The sequence below is a fragment of the Mesorhizobium sp. genome (genome assembly GCF_004962245.1).
Classification (GTDB): Bacteria; Pseudomonadota; Alphaproteobacteria; order Rhizobiales; family Rhizobiaceae; genus Mesorhizobium.
Genome location: NZ_SUHQ01000008.1, coordinates 107,383 through 128,396 on the forward strand (window position 1 = coordinate 107,383; position 21,014 = coordinate 128,396).

Consider the following 21,014-nt stretch of genomic DNA (forward strand, 5'->3'; position numbering starts at 1 on the left):
TGGGATCATTCCTTTGGTTCGGTGTCGGCCGAAGCCTTGCCCCCGTCGGCCGGCTTGTAGAGGTAGAAGAACTGCCAGACGGCATAGCCAGCGAAGCCGAGCGCGATCGTGCCCCAGAACGGCGCGCCGGTGGCAAACTCGACCACGGCCCAGCCCAGGCAGACCGCGACGATGGCAACGCGCCGCCACAGAGGCCGGAAGAACGGATGCTCGGAATCCTTCATCGGATCAGCCCGTCGCCGGGAATACTGCGTTCAAGCATTGGGGAAGCCCTGTGTTTCAACCGTGTAGCCTGCGGCCGTCATCACCCGCATCAACTCCTTGTAGCCGACTTGCGCCATCTTGAGCGGGGGATTCTTTCTGGGGTCTTGCTCGGCCTCGACCACGAACCAGCCTTCGTAGCCATAGTGCGCCAGCCTTTCCACAATGGCGCCAAAATCCAGCGAGCCATCTCCCGGCACCGTGAAGGCGCCGAGCGCCACGGCATCGAGGAAGGATTGCCTCTGGCGGTCGAGTTTCTCGATCACCCCCATGCGCACGTCCTTCACATGCACATGGTTGATACGCCGGTGATGATTGTCGATGGCGCGCAGCACGTCGCCACCGGCAAAAGCCAGATGCCCGGCATCGAGCAGTAAGGGAATGCCCTCGCCCGAGTGGCGCATGAAGGCATCGAGCTCGGGCTCGGTCTCGACGACCGCCGCCATATGATGGTGGTAGGACAGCGGCATGCCCCGCTCGGCGCACCATTCGCCGAACTGAGTGAGGCGTCCCGCGTAGGCTTTCATCTCATCGTCCGAAAGCCTGGGCTTGGTGGCGAGCGGCTTCGAGCGGTCGCCCTGGATGGAGCGACCCACCTCGCCATAAACGATACAAGGCGCGTTCACCGCCTTGAACAGATCGATCATCGGCTGGATGCGATCCTTGTTCTTCGCCAAGTCTTCGTCGACCAGCGTACCGGAGAACCAGCCGCCGCAAAGCGTGACGTCGGCCTCTTTCAGGATCGGCAGCATGATTTTGGGATCGCTGGGAAAACGGCGGCCCATTTCCATGCCGGTGAAACCCGCCGAGCGCGACTGTGCCAAGCATTCCTCCAGCGACACATCATCGCTGAGCTCCGCAAGATCGTCGTTCCACCATGCAATGGGGGACATGCCCAGTTTGGCTTTCAAGTCGTCACTCCAGTTTCAGGTCTTTAGGCTCAGCTTCAGGGACGGCTTAGAGCCGCCCGCTCAGCGCTTCCTCGTATTTCTTGCGCGCCGCGTTGACTTGCGGGCGCGCCGAGACTTCCGGCACGGCGACATCCCACCACGATCCTCCGGCTTCGGTTGAAACCAGCGGATCGGTGTCGATCACCAGCACGGTGGTCCTTGTATTCTTCTTTGCTTGCGCCAGCGCCGTTTCCAGCCCGGCGATCGACGAAACTTTCTCGGCGATGGCACCGAGGCTTGCCGCATGCGCGGCGAAGTCGATATCGGGCATAACCTCGTGGCGGGCGTCCTTCAGCAGATTGTTGAAGTTGGCACCACCGGTCGCCATCTGCAGCCGGTTGATGCAGCCATAGCCTCTGTTGTCGAGCAGCACGATGGTCAGCTTGAGGCCGAGCATCACCGACGTCGCGATCTCGGAATTGAGCATCAGATAGGAACCGTCGCCGATCATGACGACGACCTCTTCATCAGGCTTGGCCATCCTCACGCCGAGCCCGCCTGCGATCTCATAGCCCATGGTCGAAAAACCGTATTCGGCGTGGTAGGAGCCGGGTGCGCCCGCCTGCCAGAGCTTGTGCAACTCGCCGGGCAGCCCACCGGCGGCATGAAGCAGGATGACGCCGGAACCCATGGCGCGCTGCACGGCGCCGATCACCTGCGCGTCCGATGGATAGGCAGCATTGGTCGACGCGGTCACCTTGCCGGCCTCGGCCTGCCAGTCCTTCTTGCCCCTGACCGCATTGTCGGTCCAGTCGGAAGGTGCCTTCCAGCCTTCCAGTGCCGCGCCGAGCTCGGCGAGCCCTTCCGCCGCATCAGTGACCAGCGGCAGCGCCTGGTGCTTTCCCGCGTCGAAAGGCTGGACGTTCAGCCCGATGATGGTCTTGCCGGAATTCTTGAACAGCGCCCACGAGCCGGTGGTGAAGTCCTGCAGCCTGGTGCCGACGGCAAGCACGACGTCGGCTTCTTCAGCCAGCCGGTTGGCCGCTGAAGTGCCGGTGACGCCGACCGCCGCCATGTTGAGCGGATGATCGTCCGGCAGCGAGGATTTGCCGCCCTGCGTCTCGCAGACCGGAATGCCGGCGCCTTGCACCAGCTTCGCCAGTTCACTGGTCGCCTGCGAATAAAGCACGCCGCCGCCGGCAATCACCAACGGCTTCTTCGCCGCCTTCAGCGCCGACACGGCAGCGGCCAGTTCCCTGCGGTCAGGACGCAGCCGGCGCTGCTGCCAGACCCGTTCGGCAAAGAAGCTTTCGGGATAGTCATAGGCCTCGGCCTGCACGTCCTGGCACAGCGCCAGTGTCACCGGTCCGCATTCGGCCGGATCGGTCAGCACCTGCATGGCACGGTTCAGCGCCGGAATGATCTGCTCGGGCCGGGTGATGCGGTCGAAATAGCGCGACACCGGGCGGAAGCAGTCGTTGACCGTTGCGGTGCCGTCGGAGAAATCCTCGGCCTGCTGCAGGACGGGATCGGGGATGCGATTGGCGAAGACGTCGCCAGGGAGAAAAAGAACCGGCAGCCGATTGACATGCGCGAGCGCGGCCGCCGTCACCATGTTGAGCGCGCCGGGACCGATCGAACTGGTTGCCGCCATGAAGCGGCGGCGGAAATTGGCCTTGGCATAGGCGATTGCCGCATGCGCCATCGCCTGCTCGTTATGGGCGCGAAAGGTCGGCAATTCGTCGCGCACCTGATAGAGCGCCTCACCGACGCCGGCGACATTGCCGTGGCCGAAGATCGCCCAGACACCGCCGAAGATCGGCATTCTCTTGCCGTCGATTTCGGTCATCTGGCGCGCAAGAAAGCGGGTCAGCGCCTGCGCCATCGTCAGGCGGATTGTCTTGGTCATGTTGTTTTCCTCCGCAGTCCTTATGCCGCGCCTTCTTATGCTGCTTTGCGGCCGCGCGCGGCAAGCCATGCCTCGGTCAGCTTTTCGAAGCGCGACGCCATGTCGGCCACTGCCTCCTCGTCCGACATCTTGCCGGCAAGCCACTGTTCGGCCGCGTTGATGAAGATGGTGCGGCCGACGGCGAAGCCCTTGACGATGGGCGCCTTGGCGGTCGCGGCAAAGGCTGCCTCCAATTCGTCCTGCGGCGCTTCCAGGCCGAGCAGCACGATACCGCGGCACCACGGATCGTTCTTCAGGATCACCGCTTCGATCTTTGCCCAAGCCCCGGCTGAAGCCTGCGGTTCGAGCTTCCACCAGTCGGGCTTGATACCAAGCGCATAGAGTTCCTCCAGCGCGCGCGGGATCGTCGTGTCGTCGAGTTCGCCATGCTTGCCGGCGATGATCTCGATCAGCAATTCGCGACCGACCTTGCGCGCCGCCTCGAACAGGCTCCGCAGCTTTTGCTGCTGTTCGCTCTTCAGCGCCTCCGGGTCGTCGGGGTGATAGAAGCACAGGCATTTGATGCAATGATCGACCGGCCACTCGATCAGTTGCGAACCGATGTCCTGCGAAAACTCAAACCGAAGCGGGCGAGACCCCGGCAGCTCGACCGGCCGGCCGAGCCAGGCGAAGGAATGGCGGGCAAATTCGAACATCGCCTCGCGGCCGTATTTCTCGTCGAGCAGCATGCCGTAGCCGGCGCGGCCGGCAGCGACCTTTGCTGCCGCCTTGACCGTCAGCACCTTGAAATCATGGATGCGCGACGGGTCGGCGCCGGCTTTCGCGGCGACATCGTCGAGCTGGATGCGGTGATCGCAGGCGAGCGCCATGAGTGAAGGGATGTCGCGCCGGCGCGTGGTTGCCCAATGGATATGGTTGATCGCCTCGTCCTTGCGCAAGGCCAGGTGCTGGCTGCCGTTCTTCAGGAAGAACTGCAATTCCTCGAAGGTCGGGTATTCCGGCGCGCAGAGCAGCCGCGATACGGCGAAGGCGCCGCAGGCATTGGCCCAGGTCGCCGCCGTCTCAAGGCTTTCTTCACCGAGCCAGCCGCGCAGGAAACCCGACATGAAGGCATCGCCGGCACCGAGCACATTATAGACCTCGATCGGAAAACCCTTGCCGACGATGCCGTCCTCGAGATCGTCGCTGATCGGCCCGTCATAGACGATGCAGCCCATGGCGCCACGCTTCAAGACGATGGTGGCCGAAGACAGCGAGCGGATGGTCTTCAGCGCGCTCAGGCAATCGTCGGCGCCGGAGGCGATCATGATCTCTTCTTCCGTGCCGACGATCAGGTCGCAGTCGGGCAGCACCGACTTCAGTTGAGCCGAGACCCGGTCGGATTTCACATAGCGTTCGAACCCTTCGGCATGGCCGGCAAGACCCCAGAGATTGGGGCGGTAGTCGATGTCGAACACCACCTTGCCACCCTTGGCCTTGATGACGCGGATCGCCTTGCGCTGCGCGGCATCGCTGTTGGGCCGCGAAAAATGCGTGCCGGTGACGACGATAGCACGCGCCGAGGCGATGAACGCTTCGTCGATGTCCTCCTCCGCCAAAGCCATGTCGGCGCAGTCGCTGCGGTAAAAGATCATCGGCGAGACGCCTTCGTCCTCGACCGACAGCAGCACCAGCGCCGTCAGCCGGTCCGGGTCGGTCCTGAGGCCGGCCACGGAGACGCCCTCGCGTGTCAGCTGTTCGCGTATGAAGCGGCCCATCTGCTCGTCGCCGACGCGGGTGAGCAGCGCCGAGCGCAGGCCGAGCCTGGCCGTGCCGACAGATATGTTGGCCGGACAGCCGCCGACCGACTTGGCAAAGGAGGTGATGTCCTCCAGGCGCGAGCCGATCTGCTGGCCATAGAGATCGACGGAGGCGCGGCCAATAGTGATGACGTCGAGCGGCACATGTTTCGCGTCCATGGCTTCGCCCATTCGAACCTCCCGTCGGCCTTGTTGTTTTTCACGCGCGAGCGGCAGCGTGGCGCCGGCAATATGAAATAATAATTCCAATCCATAGTCAATATGGAACGTGCATTCCTTTGCCGAAAAGTGGCCTTCTACGCCTTGCGCTTGCGGCCGGCATCGCGCCGCTTCTCGCCAACCGCGACGGTCAGTGCCATGGCCAGCGCCATCGTCGCCGACAGCGAGCGGAAACCGGCGAAATCGGCCTCGGCAACCTCGAACCAGACCTTGGCGAACTGGGCGAGCGGCGAAAAGGAACTGTCGGTGATCGCCACGATCGGCACGCCCTGTTCCGAGATGACGCGCGCCTCCTCGATGGCCGCCGGGGCATAGGGCGAGAAACTGATGGCGATGACGGCATCCCTGGGCGAGGCAAAGCTGATCATCTCGGCGTTTAGGCCGGCGGCAGATTCGATCAGCTGGTTGCGGATCTTGAGCTTGCCCAGCGCGTAGGCGATGTAGGAGGCGACCGGATAGGAGCGGCGCTTGGCCAGCACATAGATGGTCTCCGCTTTAGCCAGCAAGGCGATCGCATCTTCGAAATGGTCTTCGTTCAACCTGCCTGAGATATCGTTGAGCGAGGTGCTGGACGCGGCGACGAAGCCGTCGAAGATCGCCCGGTGACCGGCGCCTTCCTCGGCCTTGGCGCGCAATGCCGCCAGTCTTTCGTCATACGACGAATTGCGCTCGCGCAGGCGCTCGCGAAACACCAACTGCAGGCTGGTGAAGCCGTCGAAGCCGAGTTGCTGGGCGAAGCGTATCAGGGTCGAAGGCTGAACGCCGGCGGAGGCGGCGATGCTGGCGGCGGTGCCGAAGGCAATATCGTCGGGATTGTCGAGCGCATAGGCGGCGATCTGCGCGATACGCTTGGGCAGGCTCTGCCGCCGCTCCAGGATCGTCGCACGCAACGTCTCGAAATCGCGGGGCACCCGTTCGTCCATCGTCGCTCCGCCCAAAGCTCATCAATCGGTGCTGTGTGTGCCCCATCATAGCGAGCCTGTGCAAGAAGGCCATAAAAAATGAGGCATGCGTTCCATTTCTGGATAAAATGGACTAATTCATCCACACAAATCTTCCTGACAGCGGAGACAAGGGAAATGGTCGGAGTCGGTCTTATCGGCACGGGCTTCATGGGCAAGTGTCACGCCATAGCCTGGAATGCGGTCGGCACCGTCTTTCCCGATGTCGCCAAGCCAAGGCTGGTCCATCTCGGCGAGGTCAACGAGGATCTTGCCAAACGCCGTGCGACCGAATTCGGTTTCGCCAAGGCTTCCGGCGACTGGCGCGCCGTCGTCGATGATCCTGACGTCGATATCGTCTCCCTGACCACGCCGAACCAGTTCCACCCGGAAATGGCCATCGCCATTCTCGAGGCCGGCAAGCATCTGTGGTGCGAAAAGCCGATGGCGCCGAGTTTCGCCGAGGCGCAAGCCATGGCGGCGGCGGCTCAAAAGTCCGGCAAGGTGGCCGCACTCGGCTACAACTACATCCAGAATCCTGCCATCCGCCACATCGGTGCGCTGCTCGACGAGAAGATCATCGGCGAGGTCAACCATCTGCGCATCGAGATGGACGAGGATTTCATGGCTGACCCGGAGGCGCCGTTCTTCTGGAAGCACGAGGCGGCGTCCGGTTACGGCGCGCTCGACGATTTCGCCGTGCATCCGCTGTCGCTGGTCGCCGTGCTGTTCGGCCGCGTCGCCCGCGTCATGTGCGACATGGCAAAGCCTTATGCCGACCGCCGCGTCGCGTCGGGCGGGCGCCGCGCGGTCGAGACCTACGACATCGCCAGCGTGCTGATGCATCTCGAAAACGGTATAGCCGGCACGCTTTTGGTCAACCGCTCGGCTTGGGGCCGCAAGGGCCGGATCGCTATCCAGATCTTCGGCTCGAAGGGCTCGATCCTGTACGACCAGGAGCGGATGAACGAGTTCCAACTTTACCTGACATCCGATCGCCCGACCGAGCAAGGCTACCGCACCATCCTGGTGGCGCCGCATCACAAACCCTACGACGCCTTCCTGCCGGCACCCGGCCACGGCCTCGGCTTCAACGACCTCAAGATCATCGAATGCCGGGAGCTTTTGACGCGGCTTGCCGACAAGCCGGCGCGGATCATCGATTTCGACGAGGGCCTCGAGATCGAGCGCACCGTGCACGCCATGGCGCGCTCGTTCGAGGAACAGCGCTGGGCGGCGGTGCGGTAGCGCGGGCATTGGTTTCCCCTTCTCCCCTTGTGGGAGAAGGGGAAAGTCCTCAAGCCGCTCCCGGACGGCTGGCGATCGTAGCGCGCCGCACGGACCGGCGCCGCTCGACGGCGTCGGCAAGGCCGCGCAGCACAGTTTCGGTGGTTGCCCAGTCGATGCAGCCGTCGGTGATGCTCTGGCCGTAGACCAGCGGCTTGCCGGGCACGACGTCCTGCCGGCCGGCGACGAGGTTGCTCTCGATCATGACACCGATGATGCGCTCGTCGCCTGTCGCGACCTGGCCCGCCACGTCAGCCGCCACCGCCGGCTGGTTCTCGGGCTTCTTGTTGCTGTTGGCGTGGCTGATATCGATCATCAGCCTTGGCGCGATACCGATCCGGCCGAGTTCCGCGCAGGCAGCCGCGACGCTCGCTGCGTCGTAGTTGGGCTGAAGGCCGCCGCGCAGGATGACGTGGCAGTCCTCGTTGCCGGTCGTCGTCGCGATGGCGCTGCGCCCGCCCTTCGTCACCGCCATGAAATGATGCGGCTGGGCGGCGGATTTCACGGCCTCGGCGGCGATCCGCAAATTGCCGTCGGTGCCGTTCTTGAAGCCGACCGGGCAGGAGAGGCCCGATGCGAGTTCGCGATGGATCTGGCTCTCGGTCGTGCGCGCGCCGATCGCACCCCAAGCGACGAGGTCGGCAATGTATTGTGGGGTGGCCATGTCGAGGAATTCGGTCGCCGCCGGAAGGCCGAGATTGTTGACGGCGGAGAGCACGTTGCGGGCCAGCCTAAGTCCCTTATCGATATTGAAGCTGCCGTCCAGGTCGGGATCGTTGATCAGGCCCTTCCAGCCGACCGTCGTACGCGGCTTCTCGAAATACACGCGCATCACGATCTCCAGCCGGTCCGACAGGCCCTCGCGCAGCGCCGCCAGACGGCTGGCATAGTCTACGGCAGCGGCCGGGTCGTGGATCGAACAAGGGCCGACGACGACGATCAGCCGGTCATCGGCACCGGTCAAGACGGCGTGGATCGCGTTGCGCGACGCGGTAACGGTTCGCGTTGCCGTCAGTGTGCGGGGTATCTCCCGCATCACCTGGTCCGGCGTACTCAATTCCCTGATTTCCTTGACCCGAAGATCGTCGGTGGTGGTCAACACGGCTTTCTGCTCCTGATTGGGAGACCTGCCGGCTGAAACAAAAAAAGCCGCCAGGTCTGGCGGCTGTTCGGATTTTGATGCTGCAATCTTCAGATCGAGCGCAATCCTCCCGCCGCCAGCGAGCTGCCGTAGCTAAAGTACCAGAACGAGGCGGTCAGGTGGATCATATCAGCCCTATAGCCGAAGCCGCGGCGCTTGTCACGCATCTGATGACGCTACTCCGGCGACGACCCTGCAATGTTCTGGTCGTAGTCGACCAGCGACCCGGTCATGACGCCCGACTGCGGGCTCAGCATATAGGTGATCAGCCGGGCGAGTTGCGCCGGCTTCACCAACTGGCCCATCGGCTGCGCGGCCTCGGCCTTTTCCAGCCAGTTATCAGGCGCGTCGTGCCATTTCTTCTGCACGATCGCCTCGCCCTCGGTATCCATCCAGCCGGGCAGCACCGCGTTGCAGCGGATGCGATTGCCGCGGTACGCATTGGCGACATTCTTGGTCAGCGTCATCAGCGCGCCCTTGCTCGACGAATAGGGCGTCAGGAACGACTGGCCGCAATGCGCCGACATCGACAGGACATTCACGATCGAGCCAGGCGCCTTGCGAGAGAGCAGATGCGCCACCACACCTTGCATCAGGAAGAAGGGTCCGCGCACATTGGTCTGGAAGATCTGGTCGAATGTCTCCTCGGAGGTCTCGACCAGCGAACCGCGGGCCGAGGTGGCGGCGGCGTTGACCAGCGCGTTGATCGTGCCGAAATGAGCAATCGCCATTTCGACGGCCCGCCTGCAGTCGGCCACCTCCGAGACATCGGCGCTGATGAAGATGGCGTCGACGCCGCTTTTCCCAAGTGCAGCGACCGCCTTGTCGCCTTTCTCCTTGGAACGGCCGACCAGTGCCAGCGCCCGGCAGCCCTCGTCGGCCAGCGCCTCGGCGACGGCGAAGCCGATGCCTTGCGCACCGCCGGTGACGATGGCGCGTGTTTCGGAATTGCGACCGGCGGAACCGTTCATCGCCTTGCTCCTGTGATTGTGTTGCTCAGATGGTCTTGTCGAGACGAACGGTCTTGCCTTCCTTGGCCGATTTCAGCGCCGCGTCCGCCAGCCTCAGCGCGACGAGCCCATCCTTGCCGCTCGGCGCCGCCTTCTTGCCTGATGTCGCCGCGGCGATGAAGGCGGCGATCTCGTTGGCATAGGCGTCGAGATAGCGGGTCATGAAGAAGTCGTGCAGCGGCGGGCGCGTATAGCCCTTCTCATTGGCCAGTTCGATCGACACCGGCCGCTGGTTCTCGGCGGCAATCATGCCCTTCGAGCCATGCACCTCGATGCGCTGGTCGTAGCCATAGGTGGCCCGCCGCGAATTGGAGATGATGCATTGCTTGCCGGAGGCGGTTTCGAGAATGACGCTGACGCTGTCGAAATCGCCGGCCTCGCCGATCTTCTTGTCGACCAGCACCGAGGCGTGCGCGCTGACCGCCACCGGCTCCTCGCCGAGCAGGAAGCGTGCCATGTCGAAATCATGGATGGTCATGTCGCGGAAGATGCCGCCCGAGCGGCCGATATAGTCGAGCGGCGGCGGGCCGGGATCGCGCGAAGTGATGGTCACCATCTCGACCGTGCCGATCGCGCCGTCGTCGATCGCCTTGCGCACGGCGGCGAAATGCGGATCGAAGCGGCGGTTGAAGCCGACCATCAAAGTGGCGCCGGCCTTGTCGACCACGGCCAGGCATTCTTCCACCCTGCCGGCGTCCAGGTCGATCGGCTTCTCGCAGAAGATCGCCTTGCCGGCCCTGGCGAATCGCTCGATCAGATCGGCATGGGTGTCGGTCGGCGTGCAGATGATGACCGCGTCGATATCCCCGGCTTTTTCGATGGCCTCGATGGTGCGCACTTCGGCGCCATAGGCCGACGCCAGCTCGGTCGCCGCTTTCTCGAAGGCGTCCGCCACGGCGACCAGCCTGGCCTGCGGATTGGAACCCACGGCGCGGGCATGGACCTTGCCGATACGACCGGCACCGAGAAGAGCGAAGCGAAGAGGCATGGGGGGTTCCTTGAGGATGGTTTTTAAGAAATGTACCCCGCCCGGTCAGGGCGAGGCACTGAGGGTTATGATCGGTCGAAGGACGCCGACAATCCGTTGACCCGGCATCCGTCCCTAGGCGGCAAGTTCCGCCTCCCCGGTCTTGGAGCCAGTGATATAGGAGACGACATCGTTGCCGTCGGTGTCCTGCTTACGCAAATTGGCGACGATGCGGCCGCGCCGGAACACGACGATGCGGTCGCAAAGGTCGAACACCTGGCGCATATTGTGGCTGATCAGGATCAGCGGCTCGCCATTGGCCTTCAGCGTGCGGATGATGTTTTCGACCTGCGCCGTCTCCTGCACGCCGAGCGCTGCCGTCGGTTCGTCCATGATGATCAGCTTGGAGGCGAAGGTCGCGGTCCTGGCGATCGCCACGCATTGGCGCTGGCCGCCCGACATATGGCGGATGGTGTTGTTGAGGTTGGGGATCTTCACCGCGGTGCGGACCAGCGCCGCCTCGGTCGCCTTGCGCATGAACTTGCGATCGAGGATCGAGAAAGGGCCGAGATTGAAAAGCACCTTCTCGCGGCCGAGAAACAGGTTCGACGGCACGTCGAGATCGTCGGCAAGCGCAAGGTTCTGGAACACGGTCTCGATGCCGGCCTCGCGCGCCGCGATCGGGCCGGCGAAGTTCACTTCCTCGCCGTCGAACCAGACCTTGCCGCTGGTCCGCTGCTCGACGGCCGTGATCTGGCGCACGAAGGTCGACTTGCCGGCGCCGTTGTCACCCATGATGGCGACGTGCTCGCCCTTGCGCAGTTCGAAGTTCGCGCTTTCGAGCGCATGCACGCCGCCATAATATTTGGTCAGGTTTTCGGTCTTCAGGACGATGTCTGACATGATCAAGCCCTCATTGCCCGCAGGCGTTGGCGCCACTGGTCGAGAACGACTGCGCCGATGATGATCACGCCCTTGACCATCTCCTGGTAGTAGGCGTCGAGGCGCAGGAAGGTGAAGCCGGAGATGATCACGCCGAAGATCAGCGCACCGATCACCGTTCCGATGATCGAGCCGCGGCCGCCCGACAGAGAGACGCCGCCGATGACCGCCATGGCGATCGCGTCCAGTTCGTACATCACACCCATCCCGGCCTGAGCGGTGAGGTTTTTGGAGCTCAGCACCACGGCGGCAAGCGAGGCGAGGATGCCGGCAATGACAAAGACGAGGATCTTGTGGTTCTGGACATTGATGCCGGACATGCGCGCGGCGTCCTCATTGGAGCCGATGGCATAACAGTGCTTCCCGTACCTGGTGTATGTCATGATCAGCTGGAACAGCACCGCCAGTGATATGAAGATGATGACCGGCATCAGCCCCTTGCCGATCGCCGCGAAACTTTCGGTGGGAAACGAGATCGGCTGCCCCTTGGACCACCATTTGGCGACGCCGCGCGCGGTGACCATCATGCCGAGCGTGGCGATGAACGGTGGAATGCGCGTATAGGCGACCAGCGTGCCGTTGATCAGGCCCGCCAGCAGGCCGCAGCCGATCGCGACGAGCACCGGCACGATCACCGGCAGGTCGGTCCAGCCCTGCTCGAGGAACATCGCCTTGGGATTGGGGTTGCCGTTGACCGTCGCCACCTGGGCAAAGCTCATGGCGATCATCGCCGTGGCGCCGACGATCGAACCCGAGGAAAGGTCGATGCCGCCGGAAATGATCACCTGCGTCACGCCGATGGCGATGATGCCGACGATCGACACCTGCAGGATGATGATCTGCAGGCGCGCCTCGTTGAAGATCGTATCGGCATTAGCGCGGGTGTTGAACAGGAAGCTGTCGCCGAGAAAAACCCGGCCGATCAGCTCGAAGGCGCCGACGAGGATGATGAGCGCCAGGAAAACGTTGAATTCGGCAGGCCATGTGCGCTTCTTCGCATCATAGCTGAGTCCGCCGACGCCATGGGTTGTCTGTGACAAATCTTGTTTCCTCCGTCAGCAGTCGCCTCCCGTCGCCTGTTTCGGCGATGAGGGAAAGAGGAGCGGCGTTGTTTTCGCTTTGAATATCGGATTCGCAAAACGGTCCGATGCTCTGACGCGCCGCTCCCTATCGAAAACCGTCCTCAGCCTCAGTTCTTCTGCAGGAACTTGTCGATGTTTGCCGGCGTGACGAGCTGGAAGGGGATGTAGACCTTCTGTTCGACCGCCTCGCCCTTGGAAAGCTTGAGCGCGGCGTCAAGGGCGCCTGCGCCCTGGCCGGCCGCATCCTGGAACACGGTCGCGTCGAGGTCGCCCGCCTGCATCGCCGCAAGCGCGTCCTGGGTGGCGTCCACGCCGCCGACGACAACCGACTTCATGTCGATGTTGGCAGCCTTCATCGCCTGGATGGCGCCGATGGCGCTTTCGTCATTGTTGGCGATCACGCCATCGAACTGCGTGCCGGTCGACAGCCAGTTGGTCATCAGGTTCTGCGCTTCCTCGCGTTTCCAGTTCGACGTCTGCTTGTCGATGATCTTGATGAAGCTGCATTCCGGAGTAGCGATCACATCGTCAATGTCCTTGGTGCGCTGCACCGCGGCCTGGTTCGACAGCTCGCCCATGATCACATAGACATTGGCCTCGGTCTTGCCGGCCTCCTTGAACAGGCGGCAGACTTCCTGGGTTTCGAGAGTGCCGGACTCAACCTCGTTCGAAGCGACGAAAGCCTGGTTATCCGGCAGCGTGTCGACGTTGACCGGCTCGCGGTTGACGTAGACCAGCGGAACCTTGGCCGCGGCGGCGGCGTCCGACATTGCCTGGGTGGCCGAGGTGTCGACCGGGTTGACGATGATCGCGTCGACACCCGAGGCGACGAAGTTCTTGATCTGGTCGAGCTGCTTGGCGACGTCGTTCTGCGCGTCCTCGACCTGCAGCTCCACGCCTTCCATGCCCTTGGCCTGCTCGATCATGCCGTTGCGCAGCACGGTGAGGAAGTTGTCGTCGAACAGCGCCATCGACACGCCGATCTTGGCGGCGAGGGCGGACGAACTCATCAGCGCCGAAAACACGACGCCCAAAAGCAGTTTTTTCATTTTATTTCTCCTCCACAGAATTGGTGTCCGGCTGCACCGATCTACCCGGAATCCCCGATCTCCCAGGGAATCTCTCCCGATTGCCATCTCCGTTCCCTGATGGCGATTTCCGCGTTGACTGGAACGCCAAGTCCTCCGCTTGAAACAGATGTTCCGGAACGAAAGAACCAAAATACCTAGTTGGTGAAATATTTATTCCATTCTGCGTGCGGGCGTCAAGGAGATTCCGAAAGCGGATGCCGGATTTTCGGATAGCGTGGAGGTTTCACGCTCAACCAGGCCCTCCCATCAGTGCCGGCAGGCTGAAACGCCGCTTCTGTGGATGACGATCTGACTGGAGATCATCCCGCCCGGTCAGGCGCGCAAATTGCGAACGCATAGAATTCTATCAGGCTTGATAGACTGTATCATTCATGGCGATTAGCCGCGCTGCTAGATATTTTCCGGCAGATAGATATCGAAAGGCAGAAAAGTCTGGCCCGGTGCATTCGCGGCGCCGGCTTCGATGGCATGCGCCATCAGATCGACAAGCTCGCGGCAAAGTGCTCCCAGCGGCGTGGCGATCACCATGGTCAGGATATTATCTGCCAGGGCCGCGCGTGAATCAGGCGTGATTTCGTTGCAGACGACCGCCGGCATCTCTCTTGGCGTCGCCTCCCTGAGCGCGGAGATCGCGCCTTCCATGCCGCCGCCGGCGACATAGCAGCCGACGAGATCCGGGTGGCGCGCCAAGAGGTCGATCATCGCATCATGCGTGATCCGGTTCGCTTCCAGATTGACCAGTGTTTCAAGCACGGTGAATTCCGGGGCGTTCTCTCGAAAGAACGAGCGAAAGCCGATCTCGCGCAATTCGTGGCCATGAAAGCGGTGGCTGCCGACGAAGAGGGCGACTTTGCCGGGCTTCGCGGCCTTCGAAATCATCCAGGCCGCGGTGCGGCCGACCTTGCGGTTGTCGAGGCCGACATAGCCCTCGCGGATGCCGGCCGCGAAGTCCGAGAGCAGCGAGAAGATCGGCAGGCCCTTGGCCTTCAGGGTCTCGACCGCTGCCGTCAGCGTCGGATGGTCCGGCCCGACCAGCGCCACCGCCCTCGATTTGACTGCCAGCTTGCGCATCCGCTCGACAATCTCGTCAGGCGCCAGCGAGTTGGCGAAGTCGATGGTCGCCACCCCACGGAACCGCTGCGATTGCGATACCGCCAGTTCGAGTTCCCGGGCAAATTCGCTGTAGAAGACATCTTCCCGCCTCAGCAGCAGGAAACCCAGCCGGTACTCCGGCAGTTCATGGCGCATCCGCTGCTTGATCAGCCCGGCGGCATGGTAGCCAATGCTGGTGGCAGCCTCATAGACGCGGCGCGCGGTTTCCTCGCGCACCGGCAAGCGGTTGTTCAGCACCCGGTCGACGGTGGCGACGCTGACCCCGGAAATGCGCGCCAGATCGGTGATGGTCGGCCGTTTTGCCATGAGATTCCTGCCTTATTACCAATATACTCTTACATCATTCTGATGGGAAATGATAGAAACTATCTTTGTGATATTGAGCCTATCATGGCTTGGCGCTATTTTACGAGATAAGCACCCTGTGGCAGGGGCACCCGTCCTGATGGACGTTGTGCCGACGGAGGCAGCCTCTATGGAAGCGACACTATCCGCAACGCCGTCCCGGCGTGATTACAGCCTGCTCGGCCGCGACGCGCAGCGCGCCGTCGAGACCGGGCTGGCGGCGGCCGAGTGGTATCACACCGACGTGCCCCGCAAGCAGATGAAGGAGCTGATGAAGCGGGAGGACGGGCCGGCGATCCGCGATACGATCATCTGGCTCGGTGCCCTGATCGTGAGCGGCGCGGGCGGCGCCTGGTTCTGGGGCACGTGGTGGTGCGTGCCGTTCTTCTTCGTCTATGGCGTCCTTTATGGATCCTCGACAGATTCACGCTGGCATGAATGCGGTCACGGCACTGCGTTCAGGACGCAGTGGATGAACGATGTGGTCTACCAGATCGCCTGCTTCATGATCATGCGCAATCCGGTGACCTGGCGCTGGAGCCATACGCGGCACCACACCGATACGATCATCGTCGGCCGCGATCCGGAGATCGCGGTGATGCGCCCGCCGGATCTGTTGCGCGTCGTGCTCAACGTCTTCGGCATTGTTGATGCCTGGCATGCCATGACCGACATGGTGCGCAATGCGGCCGGCATCATCAGCCCGGCGGAAAAGACCTTCATCCCCGAGCAGGAGCAACCGAAAGCGATCCGCATCGCCCGTATCTGGACCGCGATCTATGCCGCGACGATCGCGCTGGCGCTCGCCATGGGCTCGTTCCTGCCCTTGATGCTGATCGGGCTGCCGAGGCTCTACGGTGCCTGGCATCATATCATGACCGGCCTGCTGCAGCATGGCGGCCTCGCCGAAAATGTCATCGACCATCGCCTCAATAGCCGCACCGTCTACATGAACCCGATCAGCCGGTTCATCTACTGGAACATGAACTACCATGTGGAGCACCATATGTTCCCAATGGTGCCCTATCACGCGCTGCCGAGGCTGCATGAGCTGATCAAGCACGACCTGCCGGCCCCGACGCCGTCGATCCTGGCCGGCTATCGCGAGATGGTGCCCGCCTTCCTGCGCCAGCTGCGTAATGAAGACTATTTCCTCAAGCGCGCGCTGCCGCCGACCGCGAAGCCCTATCGCGAGGAACTCCACAACGATAACCACGCTGTCGCGGCGGCAGCGGAATGACATGCGCCCATGCTGGGCAAGCTGACCAAGCAAAAAATTCTGCCGGGAGGACCGATGAGCGACTGGGTCGAGGCCTGTGGTGCCGAAGATATCGACGAAGAGGACGTGATGCGGTTCGACCATGATGGCCGCACCTTTGCCATCTATCGCAGTCCCGACGACGAATATTTCGCGACGGACGGTCTTTGCACGCATGAGAAGGTGCATCTGGCCGACGGCCTGGTGATGGACGACATCATCGAATGCCCCAAGCACAATGGCCGGTTCAACTACAAGACCGGTGCGGCCAGGGGCGCGCCGGTCTGTGTCAATCTCAGGACCTACCCGGTGAGGGTCGACGCCGGCAAAATCCTTATTCAGATCGGGTGACGGTGATGGTGAAGGGGATGGTCATCATCGGCGCCGGTGAATGCGGCGGACGCGCTGCCTTGGCGCTGCGCGATCTCGGCTATGACGGGCCGGTGACGCTGGTCGGCGACGAGCCGCATCTGCCCTATGAACGGCCGCCGCTGTCGAAAGAGGCGATGGCCGACGATGCGCCCGAGATCAAGGCGATCGCCAGCGACGCGGTCCTGGCCGAGAGATCGATCCGGCATATCCATTCGGTTCAGGCAGTGGCGATCGATCGCGCGGCGCATGGCGTGCACCTGTCGGACGGTTCGGTCCTTCCTTACGATAGGCTTTTGCTGGCAACCGGTTCGATCCCTCGCAAGCTGCCAATGCCCGGCCTCGGCGCGCGCTGCGTGTATCTCCGGACCTTCAACGACGCGTTGGCGATCCGCGCGCATCTCAGCGCCGGAAACCGCATCGCGATTGTCGGCGGCGGCTTCATCGGCCTCGAGCTCGCCACCGCGGCGCGCAGGCTGGGCGCAACGGTCACCGTCATCGAGGCACAGCCGCGCATCCTGATGCGCGGCGTGCCGGCCGAGATCGCCAAAATCATCCACGAGGCGCATGAAGCCGAGGGCGTGAAAATCCTCTGCGGCGACGGCATCGCCGCGATCGCCGACGACGGCGCCGAGGTGCGCATCACGCTTGCCGGCGGACAGGACATCGTCGCCGATCTGGCGGTGATCGGCATCGGCGCCGTGCCTGTGACCGGACTTGCCGCGGAAGCGGGGCTGGCGATCGACAACGGCATAGCAGTCGATGCCGAGCTTCGTACGGGTGATCCGGATATCTTCGCCGCCGGCGATTGCTGCTCGTTTCCGCTTGCCGTCTACGGCGGCCGGCGCGTGCGGCTGGAAGCCTGGCGCAACGCGCAGGAGCAGGGCGCGCTTGCGGCCAGGAACATGCTGGGCGCCGGCGAGGCCCATGCGGCTGTGCCATGGTTCTGGTCGGATCAGTACGGCCTGACCTTGCAGATCGCCGGGCTGTCGGACGAGGGCAGCAAGGTCGTGCGCCGCGACCTCGACGACGGCGCCTTCATCCTGTTCCATCTGGCCGAAGACGGCAGGCTGGTCGCGGCGAGCGGCATCGGCCCGGGCAATTCGGTCGCCCGCGACATAAGACTGGCCGAGATGCTGATCGCCAGGCGGGCGAAGCCGGCGCCGGAAGCGCTCGGCTCGCAAACGGTCAAGCTGAAGTCGCTGCTGGCGGCATGAACCGGCGCGGGCTGCGGGACCATTTGAAAGAAACTGGCCGAATGCTTGTCGTTCTAGATTAGTGGGGGAAGCCTGACGCTTGGTACTCGCTTGGCGGAGACGACCCTAAGCGGAAGCTCGTGCGCCCTCGGCCGAATTCATGACGCCGAACGGATGTTGTCATGGCTTATCCGCCCTTGGTCCAATCTCATGGCAATCGAGGTGTTTTCGGCCGGATCGAGTGCGTGGAACCGCTTGCTTTCGGTGCCGCTGCCTCCTGCAGCTCGCGCCGAAATTCATCGCGTTTCTCATGGATCGAAGCGATGACCGGTCCTGCCGCCTGCCCCAATCCGATCAGCGCCGCTTCCGACAGCTGCAGGCTGGCCTCGATCGTTTCAGGCACGGCGTCGGTCACGCCGATCGCATAGAGGTGGCGCGCGTGGCCAGCATCGCGGGCGCGCGAGATGATGACGATGTCCGTTCTCAGCGCACGTACCTGTCTTACGATTTCGTCGATATCGGTCTGTCCGGCAACCGTTACGATGACGGCTTTGGCGTCCATGAGACCGCAGATCTTCAGGAATTCCGGCTCGGTTGCGTTGCCATAATAGACCTCTCGCCTGCTTCGCCGGTATGCCGGGACCGCGGCTGCGTCATTGTCCACTGCGATATAGCGATAGCCGTGCCGATCCAGCAGCGAGCAGACGACCTGCCCAACCCGGCCATGGCCTATGACGATTGCATGTCCGGCGACGCCGCTTGGTGCGACGGTGAGCTCCGGGTCGAGCGCCCTGGGCTCCTGGAACCTCGGCGTCAGTCGCCGCGCGACCAGACTCAGCGCCGGAATGAGCGTCATCGTGATCGATGTCACCGTCAAGGTGAAGCTCGAGACGTTGGAACTGATAATTCCGAGCGTGGTCGCCATGCCAATGCCAACGAATGCGAATTCGCCGCCTGGACCAAGGAGCAGGCCTGTTTCGATCGCTGCAGGCCAGGACAAGCGAAAGATCCGGGCGAGGCCGGTGAGCAGGAGGACCTTGAGGCCGATGAGGCCGACGACAGAGGCAAGAAGCCAGAATGGCTCGCGAGCAAGCTCGCGGACGTCGATATTCATGCCGACGGTAAAAAAGAACACACCAAGCAGCAGCCCCTTGAAAGGACCGGCGGCTGTTTCGATCGCCTTGCGAAATTCGGTCTCGGCGAGCAGCAGCCCCGCGATGAACGCTCCCAGCGCCATGGACAGCCCGGCCAGCGCGGCCACGACCCCGGTACCGACAATCACAAACAACGTCGCGGCCACAAACAATTCAATGGTTCCGGCGGAGGCGACCAATCGGAACAGAGGCCGTAGAAACAGGCGCCCGACGATAGCGATCGCCGCAACGGCAAGCGTAGCATTCAAGAGGGTGAACGCGAGATTGGCGGTGACGGAGCTGCTCGCGTCGCCACCCAGAATGGAGACAAAGAGCAGGATCGGAATCACAGCTAGGTCTTGCGCCAGGAGCACTGCAAAACTGGCTCGGCCGGCAGCCGTGGCAAGCCGGCCCTGGTGGGAAAGCACCTCGATAACAATGGCGGTCGAGGACAAGGCAAGGCAGGCGCCGAGGATGATCGATACAGTCGGAGAGTTGCCGGCCAGAACTGCGATGCCGCCGATCACAGCGGCGGAAAGGATTATCTGCAAGCTCCCAAGTCCGAACGCCAGGCGGCGCATGGTTTTCAAACGTTCGTAGGATAGCTCCATGCCGACAACAAAGAGCAAGAACACCACGCCGAGTTCGGCGATACCGGCAACGTTTTTGGCATCGACGACGGTGACCCAGTACAAGAACGGAAATGCGTTGATGAGCGAGCCCAAGCCCAGTGGCCCAAGGAGGGCCCCAGCCGCCATGTATCCGATCACGGTGCTGAAACCAAAACGCCGCATCAACGGAACAACTATGCCCGCCGTCCCGAGTACGACAAGCGCATCGCTATAGGAATCGATATTGATCGGCGCTGCCACTCATCCCTCTGGGTCTGGCTCGATGCACAATTTCCGTACTGGAATACATAGTGTGTGCATAGCCAACAGCTGACCAAGTCGTACGATGAATTCAATCCTACGCTGCGCCGGGATCGTCAGGCACGAAGCGTCGGATTTCACCGCTAGAACAGCGCCTTCAGCTCCGGCAGTTTGTCGTTGACCAGCCAGCCATAGTAATTTTCCTCCGGCAGCTTCTCCGGTTCGCCCGCGGCGCGGCGTCTGTCGTTTTCGGCCTTCAGCGCATGGGCGCGCTGTTCCGGATTGCCGACATTGTAGAGCGTCGATGTGATCCCGGGATTGCCCGATATGTCGAAGCCGGCAATGTCCTTGTAGGCATCGATCGATTTGCGGAGCGCCGCCGCGACATAGGACAAAGTGAGGTCGGGATCCATGATGGTCTTGTAGACCGCGTTCGGATCGCCGACGTCGAGCTTCGGCAGGCCGGAAACCTCGTTCACAAGATCGCTCATCTGCAAGGCGGTCAGCGGATTGAGCTGGCCGAGGCCGAAGGTCTGGCCGGCATAATAGGGCTGGAAGAAGGTGGCGCCGAAGCGGTCGTCGGGAAAGCTCTCCCCGTCGACGTTCTTGCCGCGAAAGGACTGGTTCCACACCTGCTCGCGGCACGCCCAGAGCGCGTAGCTGTCCGATTTGCCGGCGCATTTCTGGAATTGCGGCCGCTGCACGAAATCGGTGATGTCCTCGCCGTCATAGGCGAAGGACAGCTTGCTCGACAGATAGGAGATCGCCTTGACGTAATAGGTCTGCAGCCGGTCGTAGGCATCGACATTGTAGGTGTGCTCGCCGACGATGGCGCCGACGATATGCATCGGGTCGATGCCATAGGTCGCCGCTGCTTGTTCGATCTTGCCGCGAAGATCGGCGTCGTTCTGCAGCAGCGCATAGACCTTGCGGTATTTCGCCTGGAAGGTGGTGTTGGTGGCCTGGGTGCGCCGGCTCGAGGCGCCCGGTATGTTGGGCTGCTCGGCATTGCGGTTGCCTGGCGGCACCATCGTCGCCGCTTGCGCGGCGACCATGGCTGTCGCCAGCGTCAGCCCGAGAATGACGAGGATCAGTTTTTTCATGCGCCGCCGCCTATAACAGCGCATGACCCCCGGAATCAATTTTCGGGGGTCATGCGCGGAATCAATTGCCACGGCGTCCTTTGCAC

The 21,014-nt window shown here is 62.7% G+C and carries 18 protein-coding genes; 4 read left to right on the forward strand and 14 right to left on the reverse strand.

The features are described 5' to 3' along the window. Window positions 1–5 precede the first annotated feature (5 nt). The 5 genes from E5X88_RS10890 to E5X88_RS10910 form a co-directional block, all read right to left on the reverse strand. The gene (locus E5X88_RS10890) at window positions 6–224 is read right to left on the reverse strand and encodes a DUF3329 domain-containing protein (RefSeq protein ID WP_287064092.1); all 219 of its coding nucleotides are present in this window, start codon (window positions 222–224) and stop codon (window positions 6–8) included. 30 nt (window positions 225–254) lie between these two features. Then, window positions 255–1,172: a myo-inosose-2 dehydratase gene (gene iolE / locus E5X88_RS10895; protein ID WP_292161232.1), complete on the reverse strand. Its 918-nt coding sequence runs from the start codon at window positions 1,170–1,172 to the stop codon at window positions 255–257. Window positions 1,173–1,218: 46 nt separating this feature from the next. Further along, window positions 1,219–3,060, reverse strand: a complete 1,842-nt coding sequence (gene iolD, locus E5X88_RS10900) for a 3D-(3,5/4)-trihydroxycyclohexane-1,2-dione acylhydrolase (decyclizing) (RefSeq protein ID WP_292161233.1) — start codon at window positions 3,058–3,060, stop codon at window positions 1,219–1,221. 35 nt (window positions 3,061–3,095) lie between these two features. Continuing rightward, window positions 3,096–5,030: a 5-dehydro-2-deoxygluconokinase gene (iolC, locus tag E5X88_RS10905; protein WP_292161235.1), complete on the reverse strand. Its 1,935-nt coding sequence runs from the start codon at window positions 5,028–5,030 to the stop codon at window positions 3,096–3,098. Between the two features lie 125 nt (window positions 5,031–5,155). Further along, window positions 5,156–6,001, reverse strand: a complete 846-nt coding sequence (locus tag E5X88_RS10910; protein WP_292161236.1) for a MurR/RpiR family transcriptional regulator — start codon at window positions 5,999–6,001, stop codon at window positions 5,156–5,158. 156 nt (window positions 6,002–6,157) lie between these two features. Between E5X88_RS10910 and E5X88_RS10915 the strand changes: the two genes are divergently transcribed. Beyond that, window positions 6,158–7,267, forward strand: coding sequence for a Gfo/Idh/MocA family oxidoreductase (locus E5X88_RS10915; RefSeq protein ID WP_292161237.1), 1,110 nt, complete (start codon window positions 6,158–6,160; stop codon window positions 7,265–7,267). 49 nt (window positions 7,268–7,316) lie between these two features. Here E5X88_RS10915 and E5X88_RS10920 read toward each other — a convergent pair whose 3' ends face one another. The 7 genes from E5X88_RS10920 to E5X88_RS10950 form a co-directional block, all read right to left on the reverse strand. Beyond that, window positions 7,317–8,408 (reverse strand): 3-deoxy-7-phosphoheptulonate synthase, encoded by a 1,092-nt coding sequence (locus E5X88_RS10920; RefSeq protein ID WP_292161238.1) that lies wholly within the window; start codon window positions 8,406–8,408, stop codon window positions 7,317–7,319. 215 nt (window positions 8,409–8,623) lie between these two features. Beyond that, complete coding sequence (locus tag E5X88_RS10925; RefSeq protein ID WP_292161239.1) at window positions 8,624–9,418, reverse strand: SDR family oxidoreductase; 795 nt, start codon at window positions 9,416–9,418, stop codon at window positions 8,624–8,626. Between the two features lie 25 nt (window positions 9,419–9,443). Next, a complete protein-coding gene (gene iolG / locus E5X88_RS10930; RefSeq protein WP_292161240.1) occupies window positions 9,444–10,445 on the reverse strand; it encodes an inositol 2-dehydrogenase in 1,002 nt (333 codons plus the stop codon). Window positions 10,446–10,559: 114 nt separating this feature from the next. Then, window positions 10,560–11,327 (reverse strand): ATP-binding cassette domain-containing protein, encoded by a 768-nt coding sequence (locus tag E5X88_RS10935; protein ID WP_292161241.1) that lies wholly within the window; start codon window positions 11,325–11,327, stop codon window positions 10,560–10,562. Window positions 11,328–11,329: 2 nt separating this feature from the next. After that, window positions 11,330–12,406, reverse strand: coding sequence for an ABC transporter permease (locus E5X88_RS10940; RefSeq protein WP_292161242.1), 1,077 nt, complete (start codon window positions 12,404–12,406; stop codon window positions 11,330–11,332). A gap of 149 nt (window positions 12,407–12,555) precedes the next feature. Continuing rightward, on the reverse strand, window positions 12,556–13,497 hold the full coding sequence (locus E5X88_RS10945; protein ID WP_292161243.1) for a sugar ABC transporter substrate-binding protein: 942 nt from the start codon (window positions 13,495–13,497) through the stop codon (window positions 12,556–12,558). A gap of 432 nt (window positions 13,498–13,929) precedes the next feature. After that, window positions 13,930–14,958: a LacI family DNA-binding transcriptional regulator gene (locus tag E5X88_RS10950; protein WP_292161244.1), complete on the reverse strand. Its 1,029-nt coding sequence runs from the start codon at window positions 14,956–14,958 to the stop codon at window positions 13,930–13,932. Between the two features lie 169 nt (window positions 14,959–15,127). Between E5X88_RS10950 and E5X88_RS10955 the strand changes: the two genes are divergently transcribed. From E5X88_RS10955 to E5X88_RS10965, 3 genes are read left to right on the forward strand one after another with little or no spacing between them, the layout of a single operon-like run. Then, a complete protein-coding gene (locus E5X88_RS10955) occupies window positions 15,128–16,237 on the forward strand; it encodes a fatty acid desaturase family protein (RefSeq protein WP_292161245.1) in 1,110 nt (369 codons plus the stop codon). A 54-nt stretch (window positions 16,238–16,291) separates the two neighbouring features. After that, on the forward strand, window positions 16,292–16,606 hold the full coding sequence (locus tag E5X88_RS10960; RefSeq protein ID WP_292161246.1) for a MocE family 2Fe-2S type ferredoxin: 315 nt from the start codon (window positions 16,292–16,294) through the stop codon (window positions 16,604–16,606). Window positions 16,607–16,611: 5 nt separating this feature from the next. Beyond that, entirely contained in the window at window positions 16,612–17,841 is a 1,230-nt protein-coding gene (locus tag E5X88_RS10965) for an FAD-dependent oxidoreductase (RefSeq protein ID WP_292161247.1), read from the forward strand. 187 nt (window positions 17,842–18,028) lie between these two features. On the opposite strand, the gene E5X88_RS10970 is transcribed toward E5X88_RS10965, so the two are convergent. Continuing rightward, a complete protein-coding gene (locus tag E5X88_RS10970; protein ID WP_292161248.1) occupies window positions 18,029–19,825 on the reverse strand; it encodes a cation:proton antiporter in 1,797 nt (598 codons plus the stop codon). A 143-nt stretch (window positions 19,826–19,968) separates the two neighbouring features. Beyond that, window positions 19,969–20,928: a DUF1402 family protein gene (locus E5X88_RS10975; protein ID WP_292161249.1), complete on the reverse strand. Its 960-nt coding sequence runs from the start codon at window positions 20,926–20,928 to the stop codon at window positions 19,969–19,971. Window positions 20,929–21,014: the final 86 nt, after the last annotated feature.